This window comes from Streptomyces sp. BK79, from assembly GCF_044142145.1.
In the GTDB taxonomy this organism is placed as follows: domain Bacteria; phylum Actinomycetota; class Actinomycetes; order Streptomycetales; family Streptomycetaceae; genus Streptomyces.
Window position 1 is genome coordinate 1 of sequence record NZ_JBHVOC010000029.1, and the last position, 19,326, is coordinate 19,326.

Annotated in this window: 19 protein-coding genes; 17 read left to right on the forward strand and 2 right to left on the reverse strand. The window is 71.6% G+C overall.

Going from position 1 to position 19,326, the window contains the following annotated elements; genetic code table 11:
* Positions 1-96: 96 nt before the first annotated feature.
* Positions 97-1,113: a LacI family DNA-binding transcriptional regulator gene (locus ACFIF2_RS30570; protein ID WP_395576503.1), complete on the reverse strand. Its 1,017-nt coding sequence runs from the start codon at positions 1,111-1,113 to the stop codon at positions 97-99.
* A 115-nt stretch (positions 1,114-1,228) separates the two neighbouring features.
* Here ACFIF2_RS30570 and ACFIF2_RS30575 point away from each other — a divergent pair, with 115 nt between their 5' ends.
* From ACFIF2_RS30575 to ACFIF2_RS30650, 16 genes are all read left to right on the forward strand, one after another.
* Positions 1,229-2,488: an MFS transporter gene (locus ACFIF2_RS30575; RefSeq protein WP_395576504.1), complete on the forward strand. Its 1,260-nt coding sequence runs from the start codon at positions 1,229-1,231 to the stop codon at positions 2,486-2,488.
* Between the two features lie 9 nt (positions 2,489-2,497).
* Positions 2,498-3,859, forward strand: a complete 1,362-nt coding sequence (pafA, locus tag ACFIF2_RS30580; RefSeq protein ID WP_052837743.1) for a Pup--protein ligase — start codon at positions 2,498-2,500, stop codon at positions 3,857-3,859.
* A gap of 145 nt (positions 3,860-4,004) precedes the next feature.
* Entirely contained in the window at positions 4,005-5,009 is a 1,005-nt protein-coding gene (locus ACFIF2_RS30585) for an FKBP-type peptidyl-prolyl cis-trans isomerase (protein ID WP_395576505.1), read from the forward strand.
* A 60-nt stretch (positions 5,010-5,069) separates the two neighbouring features.
* Positions 5,070-5,441 carry an FKBP-type peptidyl-prolyl cis-trans isomerase gene (locus ACFIF2_RS30590; protein ID WP_395576506.1) on the forward strand — a complete coding sequence of 124 codons (372 nt, stop codon included), beginning with the start codon at positions 5,070-5,072 and terminating at the stop codon, positions 5,439-5,441.
* Positions 5,442-5,594: 153 nt separating this feature from the next.
* Complete coding sequence (locus ACFIF2_RS30595) at positions 5,595-6,572, forward strand: helix-turn-helix transcriptional regulator (protein ID WP_395576507.1); 978 nt, start codon at positions 5,595-5,597, stop codon at positions 6,570-6,572.
* An 18-nt stretch (positions 6,573-6,590) separates the two neighbouring features.
* Positions 6,591-7,643, forward strand: a complete 1,053-nt coding sequence (locus ACFIF2_RS30600; protein ID WP_395576508.1) for a helix-turn-helix transcriptional regulator — start codon at positions 6,591-6,593, stop codon at positions 7,641-7,643.
* Positions 7,640-7,933: a hypothetical protein gene (locus tag ACFIF2_RS30605; RefSeq protein WP_395576509.1), complete on the forward strand. Its 294-nt coding sequence runs from the start codon at positions 7,640-7,642 to the stop codon at positions 7,931-7,933. The genes ACFIF2_RS30600 and ACFIF2_RS30605 overlap by 4 nt, the downstream gene beginning before the upstream one ends.
* A gap of 10 nt (positions 7,934-7,943) precedes the next feature.
* Positions 7,944-8,138, forward strand: a complete 195-nt coding sequence (locus ACFIF2_RS30610; protein WP_395576510.1) for a hypothetical protein — start codon at positions 7,944-7,946, stop codon at positions 8,136-8,138.
* 280 nt (positions 8,139-8,418) lie between these two features.
* Positions 8,419-8,706: a Sec-independent protein translocase subunit TatA gene (gene tatA, locus ACFIF2_RS30615; RefSeq protein ID WP_395576511.1), complete on the forward strand. Its 288-nt coding sequence runs from the start codon at positions 8,419-8,421 to the stop codon at positions 8,704-8,706.
* A gap of 47 nt (positions 8,707-8,753) precedes the next feature.
* Positions 8,754-9,704, forward strand: a complete 951-nt coding sequence (tatC, locus tag ACFIF2_RS30620; RefSeq protein WP_395576512.1) for a twin-arginine translocase subunit TatC — start codon at positions 8,754-8,756, stop codon at positions 9,702-9,704.
* A 78-nt stretch (positions 9,705-9,782) separates the two neighbouring features.
* Positions 9,783-12,635 (forward strand): DEAD/DEAH box helicase, encoded by a 2,853-nt coding sequence (locus ACFIF2_RS30625; RefSeq protein WP_395576513.1) that lies wholly within the window; start codon positions 9,783-9,785, stop codon positions 12,633-12,635.
* A 368-nt stretch (positions 12,636-13,003) separates the two neighbouring features.
* A complete protein-coding gene (locus ACFIF2_RS30630) occupies positions 13,004-14,602 on the forward strand; it encodes an ATP-binding protein (protein WP_395576514.1) in 1,599 nt (532 codons plus the stop codon).
* A gap of 26 nt (positions 14,603-14,628) precedes the next feature.
* Positions 14,629-15,006 carry a roadblock/LC7 domain-containing protein gene (locus ACFIF2_RS30635; protein ID WP_395576578.1) on the forward strand — a complete coding sequence of 126 codons (378 nt, stop codon included), beginning with the start codon at positions 14,629-14,631 and terminating at the stop codon, positions 15,004-15,006.
* Positions 15,003-15,416 (forward strand): DUF742 domain-containing protein, encoded by a 414-nt coding sequence (locus ACFIF2_RS30640; RefSeq protein ID WP_395576515.1) that lies wholly within the window; start codon positions 15,003-15,005, stop codon positions 15,414-15,416. The genes ACFIF2_RS30635 and ACFIF2_RS30640 overlap by 4 nt, the downstream gene beginning before the upstream one ends.
* Complete coding sequence (locus ACFIF2_RS30645; RefSeq protein ID WP_395576516.1) at positions 15,397-16,017, forward strand: GTP-binding protein; 621 nt, start codon at positions 15,397-15,399, stop codon at positions 16,015-16,017. Before ACFIF2_RS30640 ends, ACFIF2_RS30645 begins: the two co-directional genes overlap by 20 nt.
* Before the next feature lie 53 nt (positions 16,018-16,070).
* Positions 16,071-17,564 (forward strand): cytochrome P450, encoded by a 1,494-nt coding sequence (locus tag ACFIF2_RS30650; RefSeq protein WP_395576517.1) that lies wholly within the window; start codon positions 16,071-16,073, stop codon positions 17,562-17,564.
* On the opposite strand, the gene ACFIF2_RS30655 is transcribed toward ACFIF2_RS30650, so the two are convergent.
* Positions 17,558-18,520, reverse strand: a complete 963-nt coding sequence (locus tag ACFIF2_RS30655) for an RluA family pseudouridine synthase (protein ID WP_395576518.1) — start codon at positions 18,518-18,520, stop codon at positions 17,558-17,560. The two genes, ACFIF2_RS30650 and ACFIF2_RS30655, sit on opposite strands and share 7 nt — an antisense overlap.
* Positions 18,521-18,601: 81 nt before the next feature.
* Here ACFIF2_RS30655 and ACFIF2_RS30660 point away from each other — a divergent pair, with 81 nt between their 5' ends.
* Positions 18,602-19,183, forward strand: coding sequence for a GNAT family N-acetyltransferase (locus tag ACFIF2_RS30660; protein ID WP_395576519.1), 582 nt, complete (start codon positions 18,602-18,604; stop codon positions 19,181-19,183).
* Positions 19,184-19,326: the final 143 nt, after the last annotated feature.

A 19,326-nucleotide genomic window follows, 5' to 3' on the forward strand; every position in this document is an offset into this window, starting at 1 on the left:
CCGTGGGGGCGGCGGTGTGGGGGCGGCCGCCTCGGGGGCCCCCCCCCCGACGGCGTTCTGAGGCGCATGTGCCCGCGCTCACCGTGCCGGGCGGGCTCAGGGCTGCCGGGGCGGTGCCGTGGAGCCGCGTACCACCAGGTTCACCGGGATGTCCCCCTGCTCGGGGTCCTGGCCCGCCATGACCGCCAGCAGCGCCCGCATCCCGCGCTCCCCGAACAGCTCCGCGTCGAGGCGGACCGTCGTCAGCTCGGGGTCGATGGCCGTGGCCAGGCCGAGGTCGTCCAGGCCGGTGACCGATAGGTCGTCGGGGACGCGGAGCCCGGCCCGGCGGGCCGCCTTGTACGCGCCGGCCGCGAGTTTGTCGTCGTCGCACACCAGCGCCGTGGGCCGGGGACCGGCGGCGGCGAGCGCGGCCTGGGTGGCGGCCCGGGCGCCCTCGATCGAGATGGGGGCGCGGGCGGTGCGCAGCTCGGCGCCGGGGACGTCCGCCAGTCGTGCCGACAGTTCGCGGGCGCGGATCTCGAACGTCCAGGACGGGACGTCCGCCGCGAGGTGCAGGAAGCGGCGGTGGCCCAGGGACAGCAGGTGCTCCGCGACCTGGCGGATGCCGTCGGCGATGTCCAGGTTGACCGTCGCGGCGCCGAGACTGCCCTCGGGATCGCTGTCCAGCATCACCAGGGGAAGCGCCTCGCCCCGGATCGCGCTGAGCGCGTCCGCGGCCATCGAGGACGCGATGACGCCGTCCAGGGCGGCCTGGGCGGAGGCGAAGGGGTCCCTGGCGGGGCCCACGCCCTCGGGTGAGGGGTAGAGGACCACTCCGAAGCCGTGCTCGGCGGCCACGCGCGCGGCGCCCGTGTACACCTCCGCGAAGAACTCCGTGGTCAGCGCGGGGACTACCAGCAGAACCGTACGGGTGCGGCCGAGCCGGAGGTTGCGGGCGGCGAGGTTGGGGCGGTAGCCCAGCGCGTGCGCGGCCTCGCGGACGCGCTGCGCCGTCGGCTCCGACACCCGGCCGCGCCACTTGTCGCCGAGGACCAGGGAGACCGCGGCCTGGGAGACGCCGGCGGCCTGGGCGACGTCCCGGCTCGTGGGGCGGGTGCTGCCTCGTGCCACCGTTCGCCTGCGCTTTCGTCTGGACTCGTGAACAGGCGACATGGTACGTATGACGAAGGAAGTTATACGTAAAACGTCTCCGGTCTTCCAGAGACTTCGGAGAAGGGGGTGGGTCGTGGTCGCCGGTTATCTGGACATTCTTCGGGCGCGGCATGCCGTCCGGCTGCTCGTCGGCACGTTGGTGGGGCGGCTGCCCAACGCCACCGCGGCGATCGCGATCGTGCTCTTCGTGCGGGCCGAGGGCGGCTCGTACAGCCTGGCGGGTGTCCTCGCCGCGGTGTACGGGGTCGCCAACGCCGTGGGCCAGCCGGTGCTCGGGCGGCTCGTGGACCTCTACGGGCAGCCGCGGGTGCAGTTGCCGGCCGCCGTGGTGTCGGCGCTGGCCATGGCGGTCTTCGCCTTCGGCGGAACCGGGACGGTCGCGCTCGCGTACGTGGCCGTGGCGGCCGCCGGACTGTTCACGCCGCCGCTGGAGGGCGGGCTGCGGGCGCTGTGGCCCAGCGTGCTGCGCAAGGAGGACCAGGTGCACACGGCGTACGCCATGGACGCCGTGGCGCAGGAGGTCATGTTCACCGTCGGGCCGCTGCTCGTGACGGTGTGCGTGTCGCTGTGGTCGCCGCAGGTCGCGCTGCTCGTGCTGAACGCGGTGGGGGTGCTGGGGGCGCTGTCCGTGGTCGTGTCGCCGCCCTCGCGCGCCTGGCGGTCGGCGCCGCGCGAGGCGCACTGGCTGGGCGCCCTGCGCTCGTCCGGGCTGCTGGCACTGCTGGGCGCCTTCCTGTTCATCGGGATGGCGCTCGGGTCCATCACCGTCGCCTCCGTGCCGTACGCCGACGAGCACGGCGGTGACGCCGTCTACGGCTGGCTGATGGCGGCCCTGGGGCTCGGCGCGCTGATCGGGGGAGCCGTGTACGGGGCCCGGCGCTGGACCGGCGATCCGGCGCGGCGCCTGCGGGTGCTGGTCGCCCTCCTCGCGGTGTGTTACCTGCCGTTGACCCTGATGCCGGGAGCGGTCCCCATGGTGCTGCTCACCGTCGTCGCGGGCGTCTTCCTGGCGCCCTGCATCGCCTGCGCGTTCGTCCTCGTCGACCTGCACGCGCCGCGGGGCACGGTGACGGAGGCCTTCTCGTGGCTGGTGACGACCTTCACCGTGGGCGCCTCGGTCGGCACGGGCTTCGCGGGACCGGTCGTGGAGCACGGCGGGGCGCTGTGGGGCTTCGCCCTGCCCGGCGCCGCCGGGGCCGTGTCGCTGCTCGTCCTCGCCTGCACCGGACGGGTCCTCGCAGCTCCCGTGCGACAAGCGGTGGTTGCGGCTTCATCGGAAAATGATCCAAACCGTGCCGTCGAACCCCGTTTCAGTTCGGGTCATCAGGCGTAATGTTCAGTCATGGACCGCCGCATTTTCGGGCTGGAGAACGAGTACGGCGTCACGTGCACGTTCAGGGGACAGCGCCGCCTGTCGCCTGACGAGGTGGCGCGGTACCTCTTCCGCCGTGTCGTGTCATGGGGCCGCAGCAGCAATGTCTTTCTGCGCAACGGGGCCCGCCTCTATCTCGACGTGGGATCACATCCGGAATACGCCACACCCGAATGTGACAACGTGATCGAACTCGTCACCCACGACAAGGCGGGCGAGCGCATTCTCGAAGGACTCCTGGTGGACGCCGAACGACGCCTGCACGAGGAGGGAATCGCGGGCGACGTCTACCTCTTCAAGAACAACACCGACTCCGCGGGCAACTCCTACGGCTGCCACGAGAATTACCTCGTGGCCCGGCACGGGGAGTTCTCGCGGCTCGCGGACATCCTCATCCCGTTCCTGGTGACCAGGCAGCTGCTGTGCGGCGCCGGCAAGGTGCTGCAGACACCGCGTGGTGCCGTGTACTGCGTCAGCCAGCGGGCCGAGCACATCTGGGAGGGCGTCTCCTCGGCGACCACCCGCTCCCGGCCCATCATCAACACGCGCGACGAGCCGCACGCCGACGCCGAGCGCTACCGGCGCCTGCACGTCATCGTGGGCGACTCGAACATGTCCGAGACGACCATGCTGCTCAAGGTCGGCGCCACCGACCTGGTGCTGCGCATGATCGAGGCCGGCACCGTGATGCGCGACCTCACCCTGGAGAACCCGATCCGGGCGATCCGCGAGGTCAGTCACGACATCACCGGGCGGCGCAAGGTGCGCCTGGCCAGCGGCCGGGAGGCGTCCGCGCTGGAGGTGCAGCGGGAGTACTACGAGAAGGCCGTGGACTTCTGCGAGCGCCGCGGCATCCGCACCGGCACCGTCGAGCGCGTCCTGGAGCTGTGGGGCCGCACGCTGGACGCGATCGAGGCCGAGGATCTCGACCGCATCGGCACCGAGATCGACTGGGTCATGAAGTACAAGCTGCTGGAGCGCTACCGGGCCAAGCACAACATGACCATGTCGCACCCGCGGGTCGCGCAGATAGACCTCGCCTACCACGACATCCACCGCCGTCGTGGTCTGTACTACCTGCTGGAGAAGAAGGGCCAGGCCGCCCGGGTCGCCAACGACTTGAAGATCTTCGAGGGCAAGTCCGTCCCGCCGCAGACCACTCGGGCCCGGCTGCGCGGCGACTTCATCCGGCGGGCCCAGGAGCAGCGCCGGGACTTCACCGTCGACTGGGTCCACCTCAAGCTCAACGACCAGGCGCAGCGCACCGTGTTGTGCAAGGACCCGTTCCGTTCGGTGGACGACCGGGTGGAGAAGCTGATCGCCGGAATGTGACCCGGAGGACCGGAGACACGCGTTCGCGGCCCGGAAGGGCGGAACGCCACACGGGCACCGTACGTTATCCGTACGGTGCCCTTCTCACGCCGTAGAGTTGCGCGCACGCCATCAAGCAACCGACCACCGATACGAGGCCCCCACCGTGCGCCGACGCTCACTCCTCATCGCCGTCCCCGCCGGACTGGTCACGCTCGCCGCCTGCGGTGACGACGAAGACTCCGGCTCGAGCAACGCCGGCGACAGCGCGACGCCCGAGGCGTCGGCCACCTCGGGGCCGCCGGCGCCGAAGATCGTCGACGGGCCGCTGCCGGCGATCACCGCGGGGACGAAGTTCGGCGAGAAGCCCACCGTCGCCAAGGGCGAGGGCGAGCCCTCCAAGGACCTCGCGGTGAAGACGGTCATCGCCGGCGGCGGCAAGGCCGTCGCGGAGAACGACTTCGTGTCGGCGAACTACCTCGGCCAGGTCTGGGCGAGCGCCAAGGTCTTCGACAACTCCTACGACCGCAAGACGCCCCTGGTCATCCAGCTCGCCCAGGGCAGCATCATCGACGGCTGGCGGTACGCGCTCGCCGGCAAGAAGACCGGCAGCCGCGTCCAGTTCTCCGTCCCGCCCACCTGGGGGTACGGCGAGCAGGGCAACGAGCAGGCGGGCATCAAGGGCACCGACACGCTGGTCTTCGTGGTCGACGTGCAGGACACCTACAACGCCAAGAGCTCCGCCAAGGGCGAGGAAGTCCCCCAGGACGACGCAGCCCTGCCCGAGGTCGGCACCAACACCGACGGCAAGGCGCCCTCCATCGAGGTGCCGAAGGCCGACGCGCCGAAGAAGCTGGTGGCCCAGTACGTCCTCGAGGGCGACGGCGCCGAGGTCGGCGCCCAGGACAGCGTGCTCGTGCAGTACAAGGGCGTGGTCTGGGACGGCGGCAAGGAGTTCGACTCCACCTACAGCAGGAAGCAGCTGACGTCCTTCTCGCTCCAGCAGGTCGTCAAGGGCTGGGCGCAGGGCCTGACCGGCAAGAAGGTCGGCAGCCGCGTCCTCATCGTCATCCCGCCGGACCTGGGCTACGGCGACAACCCGCCGCAGGGCAGCGGCATCGAGAAGGACTCGACACTGGTCTTCTCCGTGGACATCCTCGCGAAGATGTGACGCGCCGCGGATGTAAGACTGGAGCCGTTGCTTTTCCGCAGACAAGCAGGAGCTGAACACGTGAGCATCGACAAGCCCGAGATCGACTTCCCGGGCGGCGAGCCCCCGGCGGACCTCGAGATCAAGGACATCTGGGAGGGCGACGGCCCGGTCGCGCAGGCCGGTCAGACCGTGACCGTCCACTACGTGGGCGTGACCTTCAGCACGGGCGAGGAGTTCGACGCCAGCTGGAACCGCGGTACGCCGTTCCGCTTCCCGCTCGGTGGCGGCCGTGTCATCAAGGGCTGGGACCAGGGCGTGCAGGGCATGAAGGTCGGCGGGCGCCGCCAGCTGACCATCCCGGCCCACCTCGCCTACGGCAACCAGAGCCCGACCCCGGCCATCCCGCCCGGCTCGACGCTGATCTTCGTGGTCGATCTCCTCGGAGTCTGATCGCACCGGAGTCTGATCGAAGTCCGAGCGGACAGCGATCAGAGCCGGTCACCTGGGGTCCATGCCTGTCCGGGCATGGGCCCTCGGCTTTTGCCGCGCCACCGCGGGGCGGTACGGTCATCCGTCGTAAGCACCATAGGGAGAAGGGCGTCGATGGCCATTGCCAAGGCCGAGCGGCTGATGAACCTGGCGCTGTGTCTGCTCGGGACGCGGCGGCCACTCAGCAAGCGTGAGCTGCGTGACTCCATCGAGGCTTACGTCGAGGCGTCCAAGACGGGCCAGGGCGCGGCGGGCTCCGACGACTCCTTCAACCGCATGTTCGAGCGGGACAAGGACGACCTGCGGGAACTGGGCCTGGTCATCGAGACCGTGGAGAGCCTCGACGGCGAGGTCGGCTACCTGGCCCGCCGCGACAGCAACCGGCTGCCGCCCATCACCCTGGACGCCGAGGAGGCCGCCGCACTGGGCCTCGCCGCCAAGGTATGGCAGCAGGCGCGGCTGGCCGGTGCCGCGAGCGGCGCGCTGCAGAAGCTGCGCGCGGCCGGACTGCCCGAGGACGTCGACCCGTACGAGGCGCACAGCGCGCTGGAGCCGCGGATCCCGGTGCACGAGGCCGCGTTCGAGCCGCTGATGCTGGCCTGCCGCGACCGGCGCCCGGTCCTCTTCGACTACCGCAAGGCCAACGCCGCCCAGCCCGAGCCCCGGCACGTGGAGCCCTGGGCGCTGGAGTGCTGGCGCGGCCACTGGTACCTGGCCGGGTTCGACCGCGACCGCGGTGCCGAGCGGGTGTTCCGGCTGTCCAGGATCACCGGCAAGGTGCGCTCGCGCGGCGCGCGGTTCACCGCCCCCGTGCCCGACGTCGTCACCGTCCGCGAGACGGTCGCGAGCTGGGCCGGGGAGACCGCCGACCGCTCCGCGCTGATCCGGCTCCGTACGGGCGCGGGCTACCCCCTGCGGGCCAAGGCCACCGCCGTACGGGAACTCGGTGACGGCTGGGACGAGTTGGAAATTCCGTACGGGCACGGACTGGACGCCTGGCTGGTGGAGTTCGGGCCCGACGTGGTGGTGCTGGAGCCCGCGGAGCTGCGCGCGGACGTGGTGGACCGGCTGCGTGCCGTGGCCAAGGGCTGAGGGGGAGCGGACAACACAGTGGCAGGCAAACCGGTCAGGCCCGTGAACGCCATCGACCAGACCCGACGGATGCTGTCCCTCGTGACGTACCTGCGTGAGCGCCCCGGCGCCCGCGTCGAGGACGTGGCGCGTGCCTTCGGCATCACCGAGGACGAGCTGGTCTCCGACCTCGACGTGCTGCCCATGTGCGGCACCAGCTTCCGCGGCGGCGACCTGCTCGACATCGACACCGACGGCGAGCGCATCTGGTGGCACAACCCGGCCGCCCTCGGCGCCGACGCCGCCGAACCCCTGCGGCTCGCCGCCGACGAGGCCACCGCGCTGCTCGTCGCCGCCCGGGCCGTGGCGACCCTGCCCGGCCTGCGCGAGAGCGACCGGCAGGCGCTGCTGCGGGCCACCGCCAAGGTGGAGACCTCGGCCGGCGAGGCGGCCGGCGCCAGCTCGCGGCTGTCCGTCACCTTCGAGTCCGAGGGCGGCGTCTTCGCCGACGTCGACCGGGCCATCTCCGAGCGCCGCCGGCTGTGGATCCGCTACTACTCACCGGCCCGCGACGAGGTCACCGAGCGCGAGATCGACCCCATCCGGCTGGTCAGCGTCGGTCACACCTACGTCGAGGCCTGGTGCCGCCGCTCCGAGGCCCGGCGCACCTTCCGGCTCGACCGGGTCGCCGAGATCCGCATCCTGGACGAGCCGTCCGCGCCGCCCGAGGTGGAGCTGCGAGACCTCTCCGAGGGGCTCGTCCAGCCCGCCGCCGAGGACCCCGAGGTCGTCGTCGAGGTCGGCCCCGGCGGACGCTGGGTCGCCGAGTACTACCCGCACGACAGCGCGGAGGAGCTGGCCGACGGCGGGCTGCGCATCACCCTGCGCACCCCCGACCCGGCGTCCCTGCGGCGACTGGCGCTGCGGCTCGGGCGCGACGGCCGCATCGTCTCCCCGCCCGAGCTCGCCGACAGCGCCCGGCAGGCGGCCCGCGAGGCGCTGGCGGCGTACGACGGCGTCGAGGCGACCGGGGCGCACGGCGGGCCGGGCGGCGGGCCGCACGGGCACGACAGGCAGGAGCGAGGACTGTGAGCGAGTCCGCGGGGCCCGGCGTGCCGGGGATGACGGCGGCGTCGGCGTTCGCCGGCATGCGACGCGTCTCCCCGGTCGTGTTCAAGGCGGGCTGCCCGGAGTGCCGGGGCCGCTTCGAACTGGCCGCGAGCGCCCTGCGGCTGGCCATCGGTGCCACCAGCCGCACCACGTTCTACTCGTTCACCTGCCCCGAGTGCGGGTCCGCCGTCCGCAAGCCGGCGGGGGAGCGGGTCGTGGAGCTGCTCACCGGCGGCGGGGTCAGGACCCTGCGGCTGCACTCCACCGTCTAGGCTCGGCGTCATGTTCTGGCCGATGTTCGCGGTTGCCGTGGGTTTTGTGGGTCTCGCCGTGCTCGCGGTGTTCGCCGTGAAGGTGTTCGTGGAGGCCCAGCGCCTGGGCCGGCAGGTGGCGGACTCGGCCCAGCGGATCGGCCGCGCCGCGGAGGACCTGGAGCGCGCGACGGAGAGCGCCGCCCGCGCGGTGGACGCGCTGTGAACACCTGAGCGCCCGCCACGGACCCTTCGCCGTGACCCGATGAACCCGTGCGAGTTGCGTATTGGGGCACTTTGCCCTGTCACCTCACAGGCCCCTGAAGGTACGCTGCTGGTCGCGGCCCGGAAAAACGAGGCCCGGCCGCGGACGGGAGTACGCACGGGGATTGCCTCACGTTTACCCCTGAGCGTTACGATCGCTGCACAAGACGATCGATCGGACATATGTCCGGCCGGTCGGACAGCACCCCCACCCAGCCGCCTCGGTGAGAAGGTAAAGACTTATGTTCGGAAGGCTCGGCGCCCCCGAGATCATTCTCATCCTCGTCGTCATCATCCTGCTGTTCGGCGCGAAGAAGCTTCCGGACATGGCGCGGTCGCTCGGCAAGTCCGCCCGCATCCTCAAGAGCGAGGCCAAGGCGATGAAGAGCGAGAGCAAGTCCGACGACTCCGCTCCCGCCGACCCGCCCACCCCCGAGCAGGCCGCGGCGCAGCGCACCATCCAGGCCGCCCCCGGTGACGTGACCAGCTCCCGGCCGGTCACCGAGCCGACGGACACGACCAAGCGCTGACGCAGGGCCGGTGACCTCCGGCCCGCCGCACGAGATGGGAACGTGGGTTGCTGAAGTCTGCCCGCAACAAGGAGAGGGACCCGGAGGGGCGGATGCCCCTCGCGGAGCACCTTCGTGAGCTTCGCAACCGGCTCGCGAAGGCGCTGCTGGCCATCGTCGCCGTCACCGTCGTCGCCGCCTTCTTCTACAACGACATCATCAACTTCTTCACCGACCCGGTCCTCGACTCGGTCGGCTGCTCGAAGTCGTTCGAAGAGCTGGCCAAGTCGTCGGCCGACTCCGAGCCGTGCGCGCAGATCACCATCAACGGTCTGCTGGGCCCCTTCACCCTGGCACTGAAGGTGTCCCTGATGGCCGGTGTGGTGCTCGCCTCGCCGGTCTGGCTCTACCAGCTCTGGGCGTTCGTCGCCCCGGGCCTGCACAAGAGCGAGAAGAAGTACGCGTACGCGTTCGTCGCCACGGGCGCCCCGCTCTTCCTCTTCGGCGCCTACTTCGCCTACGTGGTGCTGCCCACCACCGCGAAGGTGCTGATCGAGTTCACACCGTTCGGCGTCGACAACCTCCTCCCGCTGGACGACCTGCTCGACCTGGTCACGCGCATGGTGGTCGTCTTCGGCCTCTCCTTCGAGCTGCCGCTGCTGCTGGTGATGCTCAACTTCACCGGGGTGCTGACCGGCAAGCGCATGGTCGGCTGGTGGCGCGGCATGATCATGGGCATCACGCTCTTCGCCGCCATCGCCACGCCCAGCACGGACCCGCTGACCATGATCGCGCTGGCCGGCCCGATCTGGATCCTGTACTTCGTCGCGGTCGCCGTCTCGCTGCTGAACGACCGCCGCAGGGCCCGCCGCGAGGCTCTGGAGCCCGACGTCGACGAGGCGTCCGCGCTGGACCTGACCCCTGAGGACATCGGCGAGATCGAACCGGTGACCACGGCCCGTGTGCTGCCCGAGCAGACCACGAAGGACCGGGTCAACGGCTACGACGACGTGACCTGAGGCACGCCGGGGCGGTGACGGCACGCGTCGCCGCCCCGTGAAAGCCCTCACCCGGTCCCCACGGGACCGATCCCGATAATGATCGTCCTGTTGTCAGTGCGGCCCGGTACGCTCGAAAGCACGATGACAGAGGATCTCTCCCCGGCCGAGCGGTACGCGGCAGCACGTCAGCGCGCTGCCGAGCAGGCCACCGCGCTCGCGTCCTTCCGCGAGATGTACGACTTCGGCCTCGACCCCTTCCAGATCGAGGCCTGCCAGGCCCTCGAGACGGGCAAGGGCGTGCTGGTGGCCGCACCCACCGGCTCCGGCAAGACGATCGTCGGCGAGTTCGCCGTGCACCTCGCCCTCCAGCAGGGCAAGAAGTGCTTCTACACGACACCCATCAAGGCACTGTCGAACCAGAAGTACGCCGACCTGTGCCGCCGCTACGGAGCGGACCGGGTGGGCCTGCTCACCGGCGACAACAGCGTGAACTCCGACGCCCCGGTGGTCGTGATGACCACCGAGGTCCTGCGGAACATGCTCTACGCCGGCTCGCAGACCCTGCTGGGCCTCGGCTACGTGGTCATGGACGAGGTGCACTACCTCTCCGACCGCTTCCGCGGCGCCGTGTGGGAGGAGGTGATCATCCACCTCCCCGAGTCCGTGACCCTGGTGTCACTGTCGGCGACCGTGTCCAACGCGGAGGAGTTCGGCGACTGGCTCGACACCGTGCGCGGCGACACCCAGGTGATCGTCTCCGAGCACCGGCCCGTGCCGCTGTTCCAGCACGTGCTCGCCGGACGCCGGATGTACGACCTGTTCGAGGAGGCCGAGGGCCACAAGAAGGCCGTCAACCCCGACCTCACGCGCATGGCACGCCTGGAGGCGAGCCGCCCGTCCTACCAGGACCGCAGGCGCGGGCGCGCGATGAAGGAGGCCGACCGGGAGCGCGAGCGCAGACAGCGCTCCCGCGTCTGGACGCCGAGCCGGCCGGAGGTCATCGAGCGGCTCGACGCCGAGGGCCTGCTGCCCGCGATCACCTTCATCTTCAGCCGCGCCGCCTGCGAGGCCGCCGTCCAGCAGTGCCTGTACGCCGGGCTCAGGCTCAACGACGACGAGGCGCGCGGGCGGGTGCGCGCCCTGGTCGAGGAGCGCACCGCCTCCATCCCCACCGAGGACCTGCACGTCCTGGGCTACTACGAGTGGCTGGAGGGCCTGGAGCGGGGCATCGCCGCCCACCACGCGGGCATGCTGCCGACCTTCAAGGAGGTCGTCGAGGAGCTGTTCGTCCGCGGGCTGGTCAAGGCCGTCTTCGCCACCGAGACCCTCGCCCTCGGCATCAACATGCCCGCCCGCTCGGTCGTGCTGGAGAAGCTCGTCAAGTGGAACGGCGAGCAGCACGCCGACATCACCCCCGGCGAGTACACCCAGCTCACCGGCCGGGCCGGGCGGCGCGGCATCGACGTAGAGGGCCACGCCGTGGTGCTGTGGCAGCGCGCCATGAACCCCGAGCACCTCGCGGGACTGGCCGGCACCCGCACGTATCCGCTGCGCTCCAGCTTCAAGCCGTCGTACAACATGGCGGTCAACCTGGTCGAGCAGTTCGGTCGGCACCGCTCGCGGGAGCTGCTGGAGACCTCCTTCGCGCAGTTCCAGGCGGACAAGTCGGTCGTCGGGATCTCCCGTCAGGTGCAGCGCAACGAGGAAGGGCTGGAGGGCTACAAGGCATCCATGACCTGCCACCTCGGCGACTTCGAGGAGTACGCGCGCCTGCGCCGCGAACTGAAGGACCGGGAGAACGAACTGGCCCGGCAGGGTGTCAACCAGCGGCGTGCCGAGGCCGCCGTGGCCCTGGAGAAGCTGAAGCCGGGCGACGTCATCCACGTCCCGGCGGGCAAGTACGCGGGCCTCGCCCTGGTGCTGGACCCGGGCCTGCCAGCCGGGCGGTCCAACGGCCACCGGGGCTTCGACCACCACGACGGGCCCCGCCCGCTGGTGCTGACCGCCGAGCGGCAGGTCAAGCGGCTGGCGTCGATGGACTTCCCGGTGCCGGTCGAGGCGCTGGATCGGATGCGGATCCCGAAGTCCTTCAACCCGCGCTCGCCCCAGTCCCGGCGCGACCTGGCCTCCGCGCTGCGCACCAAGGCCGGGCACATCCCGCCGGAGCGGGCCCGCAAGAAGCGCGCCCAGGCCGCCGACGACCGGGAGGTCGCCCGGCTGCGCAAGGCCATCCGCGCGCACCCCTGCCACGGCTGCGACGACCGCGAGGACCACGCCCGCTGGGCCGAGCGCTACCACCGGCTGCTGCGCGACACCTCGCAGCTGGAGCGGCGTATCGAGGGCCGGACCAACACCATCGCCCGCACCTTCGACCGGATCGTGGCGCTGCTGACGGAGCTGGACTACCTGCGCGGCGACGAGGTCACCGAGCACGGCAAGCGCCTCGCGAGGCTCTACGGCGAGCTGGACCTGCTGGCCAGCGAGTGCCTGCGGGAGGGTGTCTGGGAGGGCCTGACCCCGGCGGAGCTGGCCGCCTGCGTCTCGGCGCTCGTCTACGAGTCCCGGGCCGCCGACGACGCGATGGCGCCCAAGCTCCCCTCCGGCAAGGCCAAGGCCGCGCTGGGTGAGACGGTCCGCATCTGGGGCCGGCTCGACGCGCTGGAGGAGGACTTCCGGATCAGCCAGACCGAGGGCGTCGGCCAGCGCGAGCCCGACCTCGGCTTCGCCTGGGCCGCGTACATGTGGGCGTCCGGCAAGGGCCTGGACGAGGTGCTGCGCGAGGCGGAGATGCCGGCCGGTGACTTCGTGCGCTGGTGCAAGCAGGTCATCGACGTGCTCGGCCAGATCTCGGCCGCCGCGCCGCCCGAGGGGTCGACCGTCCCGAAGAACGCGCGCAAGGCCGTCGACGGACTGCTGCGCGGGGTGGTCGCCTACTCGTCCGTGGGCTAGCACCCGTCCTTCGTTCCGGAGGCCCGGCGGTGTTCCGCCGGGCCTCCCGTGCGTCCTGGAGGGCTTCGGCGCTCGTTTTCGCTCATTACGGTGAGTGATTCCCGTACGCCCGAACACCATTACCAAGCGTGTTCGAACGACTCCCCGGCGTGCAAATGGGCCCGAGGTTACTCCAGTCCCGGTGCCCGTTTCAGGTGCTTGCTGAATATGACACGGCGATGATCCCCTCGGACTAAGCTCGCCCGCAGCGCACCGAGTTGAGGTGAATTCGCGCACTTGTTCTCAATGTGCCGAAGGTCCCGACAACTCCCAGAGATACCCCGCCGCAAGCTTCCCCATCCCCGCCGATTCGTTTTCAGAGGGCCTACATGGTGAGTGTTGATTCCCCTCCAGGTCGCCGTGAACTTCCCTACGCGCGAGCCCTGTTGTTGCCGGCCATACTGATGGCCGCGGCCACCGGGGCCGCCGTCGCCCTCGTGACGGAACCGGCCCGGTCCGCCGTCGGCCTGTGCGGTGCCGTCGCCACCGTGCTGGTGATCGTGGCGGGGACCGAAGCGGTGCGCCGCGGCCGTGAGACGCGGGCGCTGCGCGCCGAACACGCCCGTCACACCGCGTACATGGAGCGCAGGGCCGCGAGCCACCACGAGGAGATGGTCCGGCTCGGCGGCGAAGTCCTGCCGAACGTCCTGGCCTTCATGCGCCGGGGATTCTCGCCCCGTGAGGTCATGAACCGCCTCGGCGAGGTCGACCCCTCCTACGTCGAACTCGGCGAACCCCAGCGCAGGCTCATCCGCATGGTCTGCGAGATGATCGACCACCAGGACTCCATGCGCGAGTCCGCCGAGCGCTCCTTCGTCGACATCGCCCGCCGGGTCCAGGCGATCGTCCACCAGCAGAACGTGGAACTCCGCGAGATGGAGGAGGACCACGGGCGCAACCCCGAGGTCTTCGACGACCTGCTGCGCCTCGACCACGGCACCGCGCTGATCGGCCGCCTCGCCGACTCGATCTCCGTCATCGGCGGCGGCCGGCCCGGACGCCAGTGGCCCCTGCCGGTCGCTCTCTACAGCGTGCTGCGCGGTGCCATGTCCCGGATCCTGCAGTACCCCCGGATCAACCTGGCCTCGATCGCCAAGGTCAACATCAAGGGCACCGCCGTCGAGCCGGTCATCCACGCCGCGGCGGAACTCATGGACAACGCCACCCGCTACTCGCCGCCCGGCGCCAAGGTGCACGTCACCGCGACCGAGGTGCAGAGCGGAGTCTGCATCGAGATCGAGGACGCCGGCGTCAGCCTCAGCGAGGAGTCCCGCGCCCGCATCGAGGGCCTGCTGGAGGACGCCAAGCGCGGCACCGACGTCCAGGACCTCGCCCACCACCCGCGCCTGGGCCTGTCCGTCGTGGGCCGGCTGTGCACGCAGTTCGGCATGGACGTCTCGCTGCGCGCCTCCGCGTACGGCGGCGTACGGGCCATCCTCATCGTGCCCAGCAAGATGATGACCACCGAGCCCGGCGTCGGACTCGCCCACGGCATCGGCGCCACCTCGATCCCCACCCCCGGCCCGGACGCGCTCCCCGGCCCCGAGCGCAAGCCCAAGAAGCGCCGCCCCACCAGCCCCCTCATCCCGGCGGGCGTCTCCCTGGAGGACGACGTCCCGGAGGTCACCGAGTGGACGGCGGGCGGCCTCCCGCAGCGCCGGAGCCGGGTCAAGATGCCGCTCAGCCAGCGCCTGGCCGAGCAGGCCAAGTGGGAGCGCGAGGACGCCGAGCGCGAGGCTCGCCTGGCCGCCGAGCGCGCCCGCAACGGCATCCCGGCACCCGTGGCACCGGAACCCGAGCCGCGGGAGAGCGGGAACCTCCCGCCGGGGCACTTCATCGGCGCCTTCTACGAGGGCCTCAAGCAGCACCAGACCAGCAGAAGCGAGCCGGCCCACGCCCCGGCCGACGACGAGGGGAACCTCAAGTGATCGAGCAGCAAGGCAAGTTCGACTGGATGCTCAAGGATCTCTACGACGGTGTGCCGGGCATCGAGATGATCGTGGTGCTGTCCGCCGACGGCCTGCGCATCGCCCGCTACTCCGGTGACCCCGACACCGCCGACCGGGTGGCCGCCGCCTGCGCGGGCCTGCAGAGCCTGGCGAGCGCCGTCGCCCAGGAGATCCCGACCTGCGACGGCGAGATGAAGCTGGTCCTCATCGAGCTGAACGGCGGCTACTTCTACCTGATGGCCGCCGGACCCAACGCCTACCTCGCCGTGCTCTCCGACGTCCGCTGCGAGCCCGGCCGGATGAGCCTCAGCATGGCCGACCTGGTCGCCCGGATCGGGCCTCATCTCACCACTCCGGCACGGCGCAACGGGCAGACCGTATGACTCCTCCGCAACGCCAGAGGCGATCTCCCGGCCAGAAGCCGGCCCCGGCGTCGTCCTCCGACCCGCCTGCCGAGGGAGGGCGGACCCCCAATCCCGAGCGGTTCTTCGTCATCGGCGGCGAGGGGGGCGCCGAGCGCGCCGACATCGACCTGGTCACGCTGATCGTGGCCCGTGCCGAACCGCCGATCTCGGCCACACCGGAACAGGCGGCCCTGCTCCGGTTGTGCGTCGCCCCCCTGTCCGTGGCGGAGCTGTCGGCCTATCTGAGCCTGCCGTTCAGCATGGTCGCCGTGCTGATCACCGACCTGCTGGCGAAGGAGTTGGTGCAGGCCCGCGCCCCGCTCGTCCGCCAGAAGGTCGCCGACCGAAACCTCCTCGAAGCGGTGATGCATGGACTTCAAAAACTCTGACACGATCCCGGGCCCGCGGACGGAGGACCGGCTGCCGCACACGGCCGAGGCCGCCGTGAAGATCGTCATCGTGGGCGGCTTCGGCGTCGGCAAGACCACCATGGTCGGCTCGGTCAGCGAGATCAGACCGCTCACCACCGAGGAGACGATGACCCAGGCCGGCATCGGGGTCGACGACAACTACGGTTCCGCGTCCAAGACGGCCACCACGGTGGCCATGGACTTCGGCCGCATCAGCATCACCGACGAGCTGGTGCTGTACCTCTTCGGCACGCCCGGCCAGGAGCGCTTCTGGTTCCTGTGGAACGGCCTGTTCGAGGGCGCCCTCGGCGCGGTGGTGCTCGTCGACACCCGCCGGCTCGAGGTCAGCTTCGACGTCATGGGGCGGCTGGAGGAGCGCGGCGTGCCCTTCGTGGTCGCCGTCAACTCCTTCCCGGACGCCCCGCGGCACCCCGTCGCGGAGCTGCGGACGGCGCTCGACCTGCCCGAGGAGATCCCCATCCTCGACTGCGACGTACGGCGCCGGGCCTCCAGCCGGGACGTCCTGCTGACCCTGACGCGTTTCCTGCACTCCCTCGCCATGAAGGGCGCGCTCACCTGACCGGGCGCGGCCGACCTACCCCCTGACCCACACTTCTGTTGCGGAGCGACACTGTGACGCCTGAACGCCACTCCCCGACCGGAACGGGCGACCCCCTGCTCCAACCGCCGCCCGGCTGCCCCGCGCACGGCCTCGGACCGGGCGGCCTGCACCGGTTGCACGAGGCGGATGACCTGACCGAGCTGTACGAGGAACTGCGCGAGCAGCACGGTCCGGTGGCCCCGGCACTGCTCCACGACGACGTACCGATGTGGGTGGTCCTCGGGCACGCCGAGAACCTGCACATGGTGAGCACGCCCACCCAGTTCTGCCGTGACAGCCGTATCTGGACCCCGCTCAACGAGGGCATGGTCAAGCCCGACCACCCGCTCATGCCGCACATCGCGTGGCAGCCCATCTGCTCGCACGCCGAGGGCGAGGAGCACAAACGGCTGCGCGGGGCGGTCATGGGCGCGATGTCCGAGATCGACTACCGGGAACTGCGCCGCCACATCAAGCGGTACACCCAGCGTCTGGTCAACCGGTTCTGCGAGGAGGGCCGCGCCGACCTCGTCGGCCAGTTCGCCGAGCACCTGCCGATGGGCATCATGTGCCACCTCCTCGGCATGCCGGAGGCGTACAACGACCGGATGGTGGAGGCCGCGCGGGACACCCTCAAGGGCACCGACACCGCGATCGCCAGCCACGCCTACCTCATGGACGCCCTGGGCCGGCTCACCGCCGAGCGCCGGGTCCGCCCCGGGGACGACATCGCCGGCCGCCTGGTGACCCACCCGGCCGGGCTCACCGACGACGAGGTCAGGGAACACCTCAGGGTGGTCCTCCTCGCCGCCTACGAGGCGACCGTCAACCTCATCAGCAACGTGCTGCGCGTGGTCCTCACCCACCCGGGCTTCCGCGCTCAGCTCAGCGGCGGCCAGATGCCGGTGTTCGAGGCGGTGGAGCAGTCCCTGTGGGACGAGCCGCCGTTCAGCACCGTCTTCGCCTACTTCGCCAAGCAGGACACCGAGCTGGGCGGTCAGCGCATCCGCGCGGGTGACGGACTGCTGCTCGGTATCGCGCCGGGCAACGTCGACCCGCGCATCCGTCCCGACCTGGACGCGAGCATGCAGGGCAACCGCGCCCACCTCGCCTTCGGCGGCGGCCCGCACGAGTGCCCCGGCCAGGACATCGGGCGCGCCATCGCCGACGCCGGCATCGACGCGCTGCTGCTGCGGCTGCCGGACGTCCAGCTCGACTGCGACGAGGACGACCTGCGCTGGCGGTCGTCGATCGCGTCCCGGCACCTGGTGGAGCTGCCGGTGCGGTTCGAGCCGAAGGCGCAGCAGGACATCCAGCAGCAGCCGAGCCACGCCCCGGCTCCGGAACCGCGTACCGCCTGGCACGTCGGCACCCCGCGCGCGGAGGAGCGGCCCGAGCCGCGGGTCCCGGCGCATCCGCCGGAGCCCGTGTCGGTGGCCGCCGCCCAGCCCCAGCCGGTGGTGCCGGAGCAGCCCCGGCCCCGCGGTGCCTGGCAGCGCTTCCTGCTCTGGTGGCGCGGCTACTGACGGCCGGCCCAGTCCTCGTACGCCGTCCAGGCCTCCAGGGACCGTCCGCTGCTGAAGCGGTGCTCCCGCCCCGTGACCGGATCGGTGAACTCCAGCTTCCGCGCCAGCAGTTGCAGCGGACGCCGGAAGTCGCCGGCCGGCACGGGGGCGGTCACCTCGGGGTAGAGGGGGTCGCCGAGGATCGGCACGCCGAGCGCGGTCATGTGGACGCGCAACTGGTGGGTCTGGCCGGTGCCGGGCACCAGCCGGTACCGGCCCAGCTCGAAGCCGGGGCCCGGGCGGCGCTCGATCAGCTCGACGCGGCTCACGGCGTTCGGCTCGCCCGGGATCTCGCGGGCGGCCAGGACGCCGCGCTCCTTGAGGATCCGGCTGCGGACGGTGCGGGGCAGCGTGAGGGCGGGGTCGTACGGGGCGACGGCCTCGTACTCCTTGCGGACCCGCCGGTCGCGGAACAGGCCCTGGTACGCCCCGCGCTCCTCGGGCCGCACCGTGAACAGCACCAGCCCGGCGGTGAGCCGGTCCAGGCGGTGGGCGGCGCCGAGCGACGGGACTCCCAGCTCCCGGCGGAGCAGGGCGAGCGCGGTCTGGGTGACGTGGCCCCCACGCGGGGTGGTGGCGAGGAAGTGCGGCTTGTCGGCGACGACGATGTGCTCGTCGCGGTACACGACCTCCAGCGGGAAGGGCACCGGCACCTCGGGGGGCACGTCGCGGTGGAACCACACGAACATCCCGGGCTGGTACGGCGCGTCGCCGGGCACCGCCCGGCCGTCCGCCCCGACGAACCGCCCGGCGTCGAACATGCCGTCCACGACGCCGGCGCCCGCGCCGGACAGCCGCTCCGCCAGGTGCTCACGCACCGTCGACCACGGCCCGGTCAGGGGGAGCCGCACCCGCACCGCGTCGATGCCGTCGCGCTGCGGGAGGGGTGAGGGCGGGGGAGGGGTGCGGCGTCTCATCGTCCGCCAGCGTACGAGGGTGACGACCCGCGCCGGAAAACCACTGGTGGGCGAGTCGGCCGCGTGGGCAGGATGCCGTCCATGCCCTACCTGACGCGTCCGGTCCTCCCCGCGGGCACCCTCGCCCGCGCCCCGCAGCCCACGCTCCCCACCGGCGACGGGCTGGTGCTCCGCCCGTGGCGTACCGATGACGCGCCCGCCGTCCACGCGGCCTTCCAGGACCCGGTGATGCACCAGTGGCACATCCGCACCGCCGACTCCGAGGACGAGGTGCGCGGCTGGATCACCGAGTGGCAGGGGGCCTGGGAGCAGGAGCGGAGCGTCCAGTGGGCCGTCGCCGACACGTCCGGCGACCGGCTGCTCGGCCGGGTCGCGCTGCGGGAGATCATCCTCGGCGACGGGGTGGCCGAGGTCGCCTACTGGACCACGGCGGCGGCCCGCGGCCGGGGTGTCGCCGCCCGCGCGACGGACGCGCTCGCCCGCTGGGCCCTGGACGAGATCGGCTTCCAGCGCCTGGAACTGACCCACTCCGTGGCCAACGAGGCGTCCTGCCGGGTCGCCCTCAAGACACGCTTCGCGGTGGAGGGCACCAAGCGCCGGGCCCTGCTCCACCCCGACGGCTGGCACGACATGCACCTGCACGCGCGGGTACGCGGCGACTGAGCGCCTGGCCTCCGCCCGCGGACGCCGGGCGCCGGGAGTCGGGCGTCGGGCGGACGCGAGGGTCGGCTGGACGCGGGGCCGCAAGATGCGTAGGGCCGACTGCACGTGCGGGGCGGGCCGGAGGCGCGGGGCCGTCGGGCGTG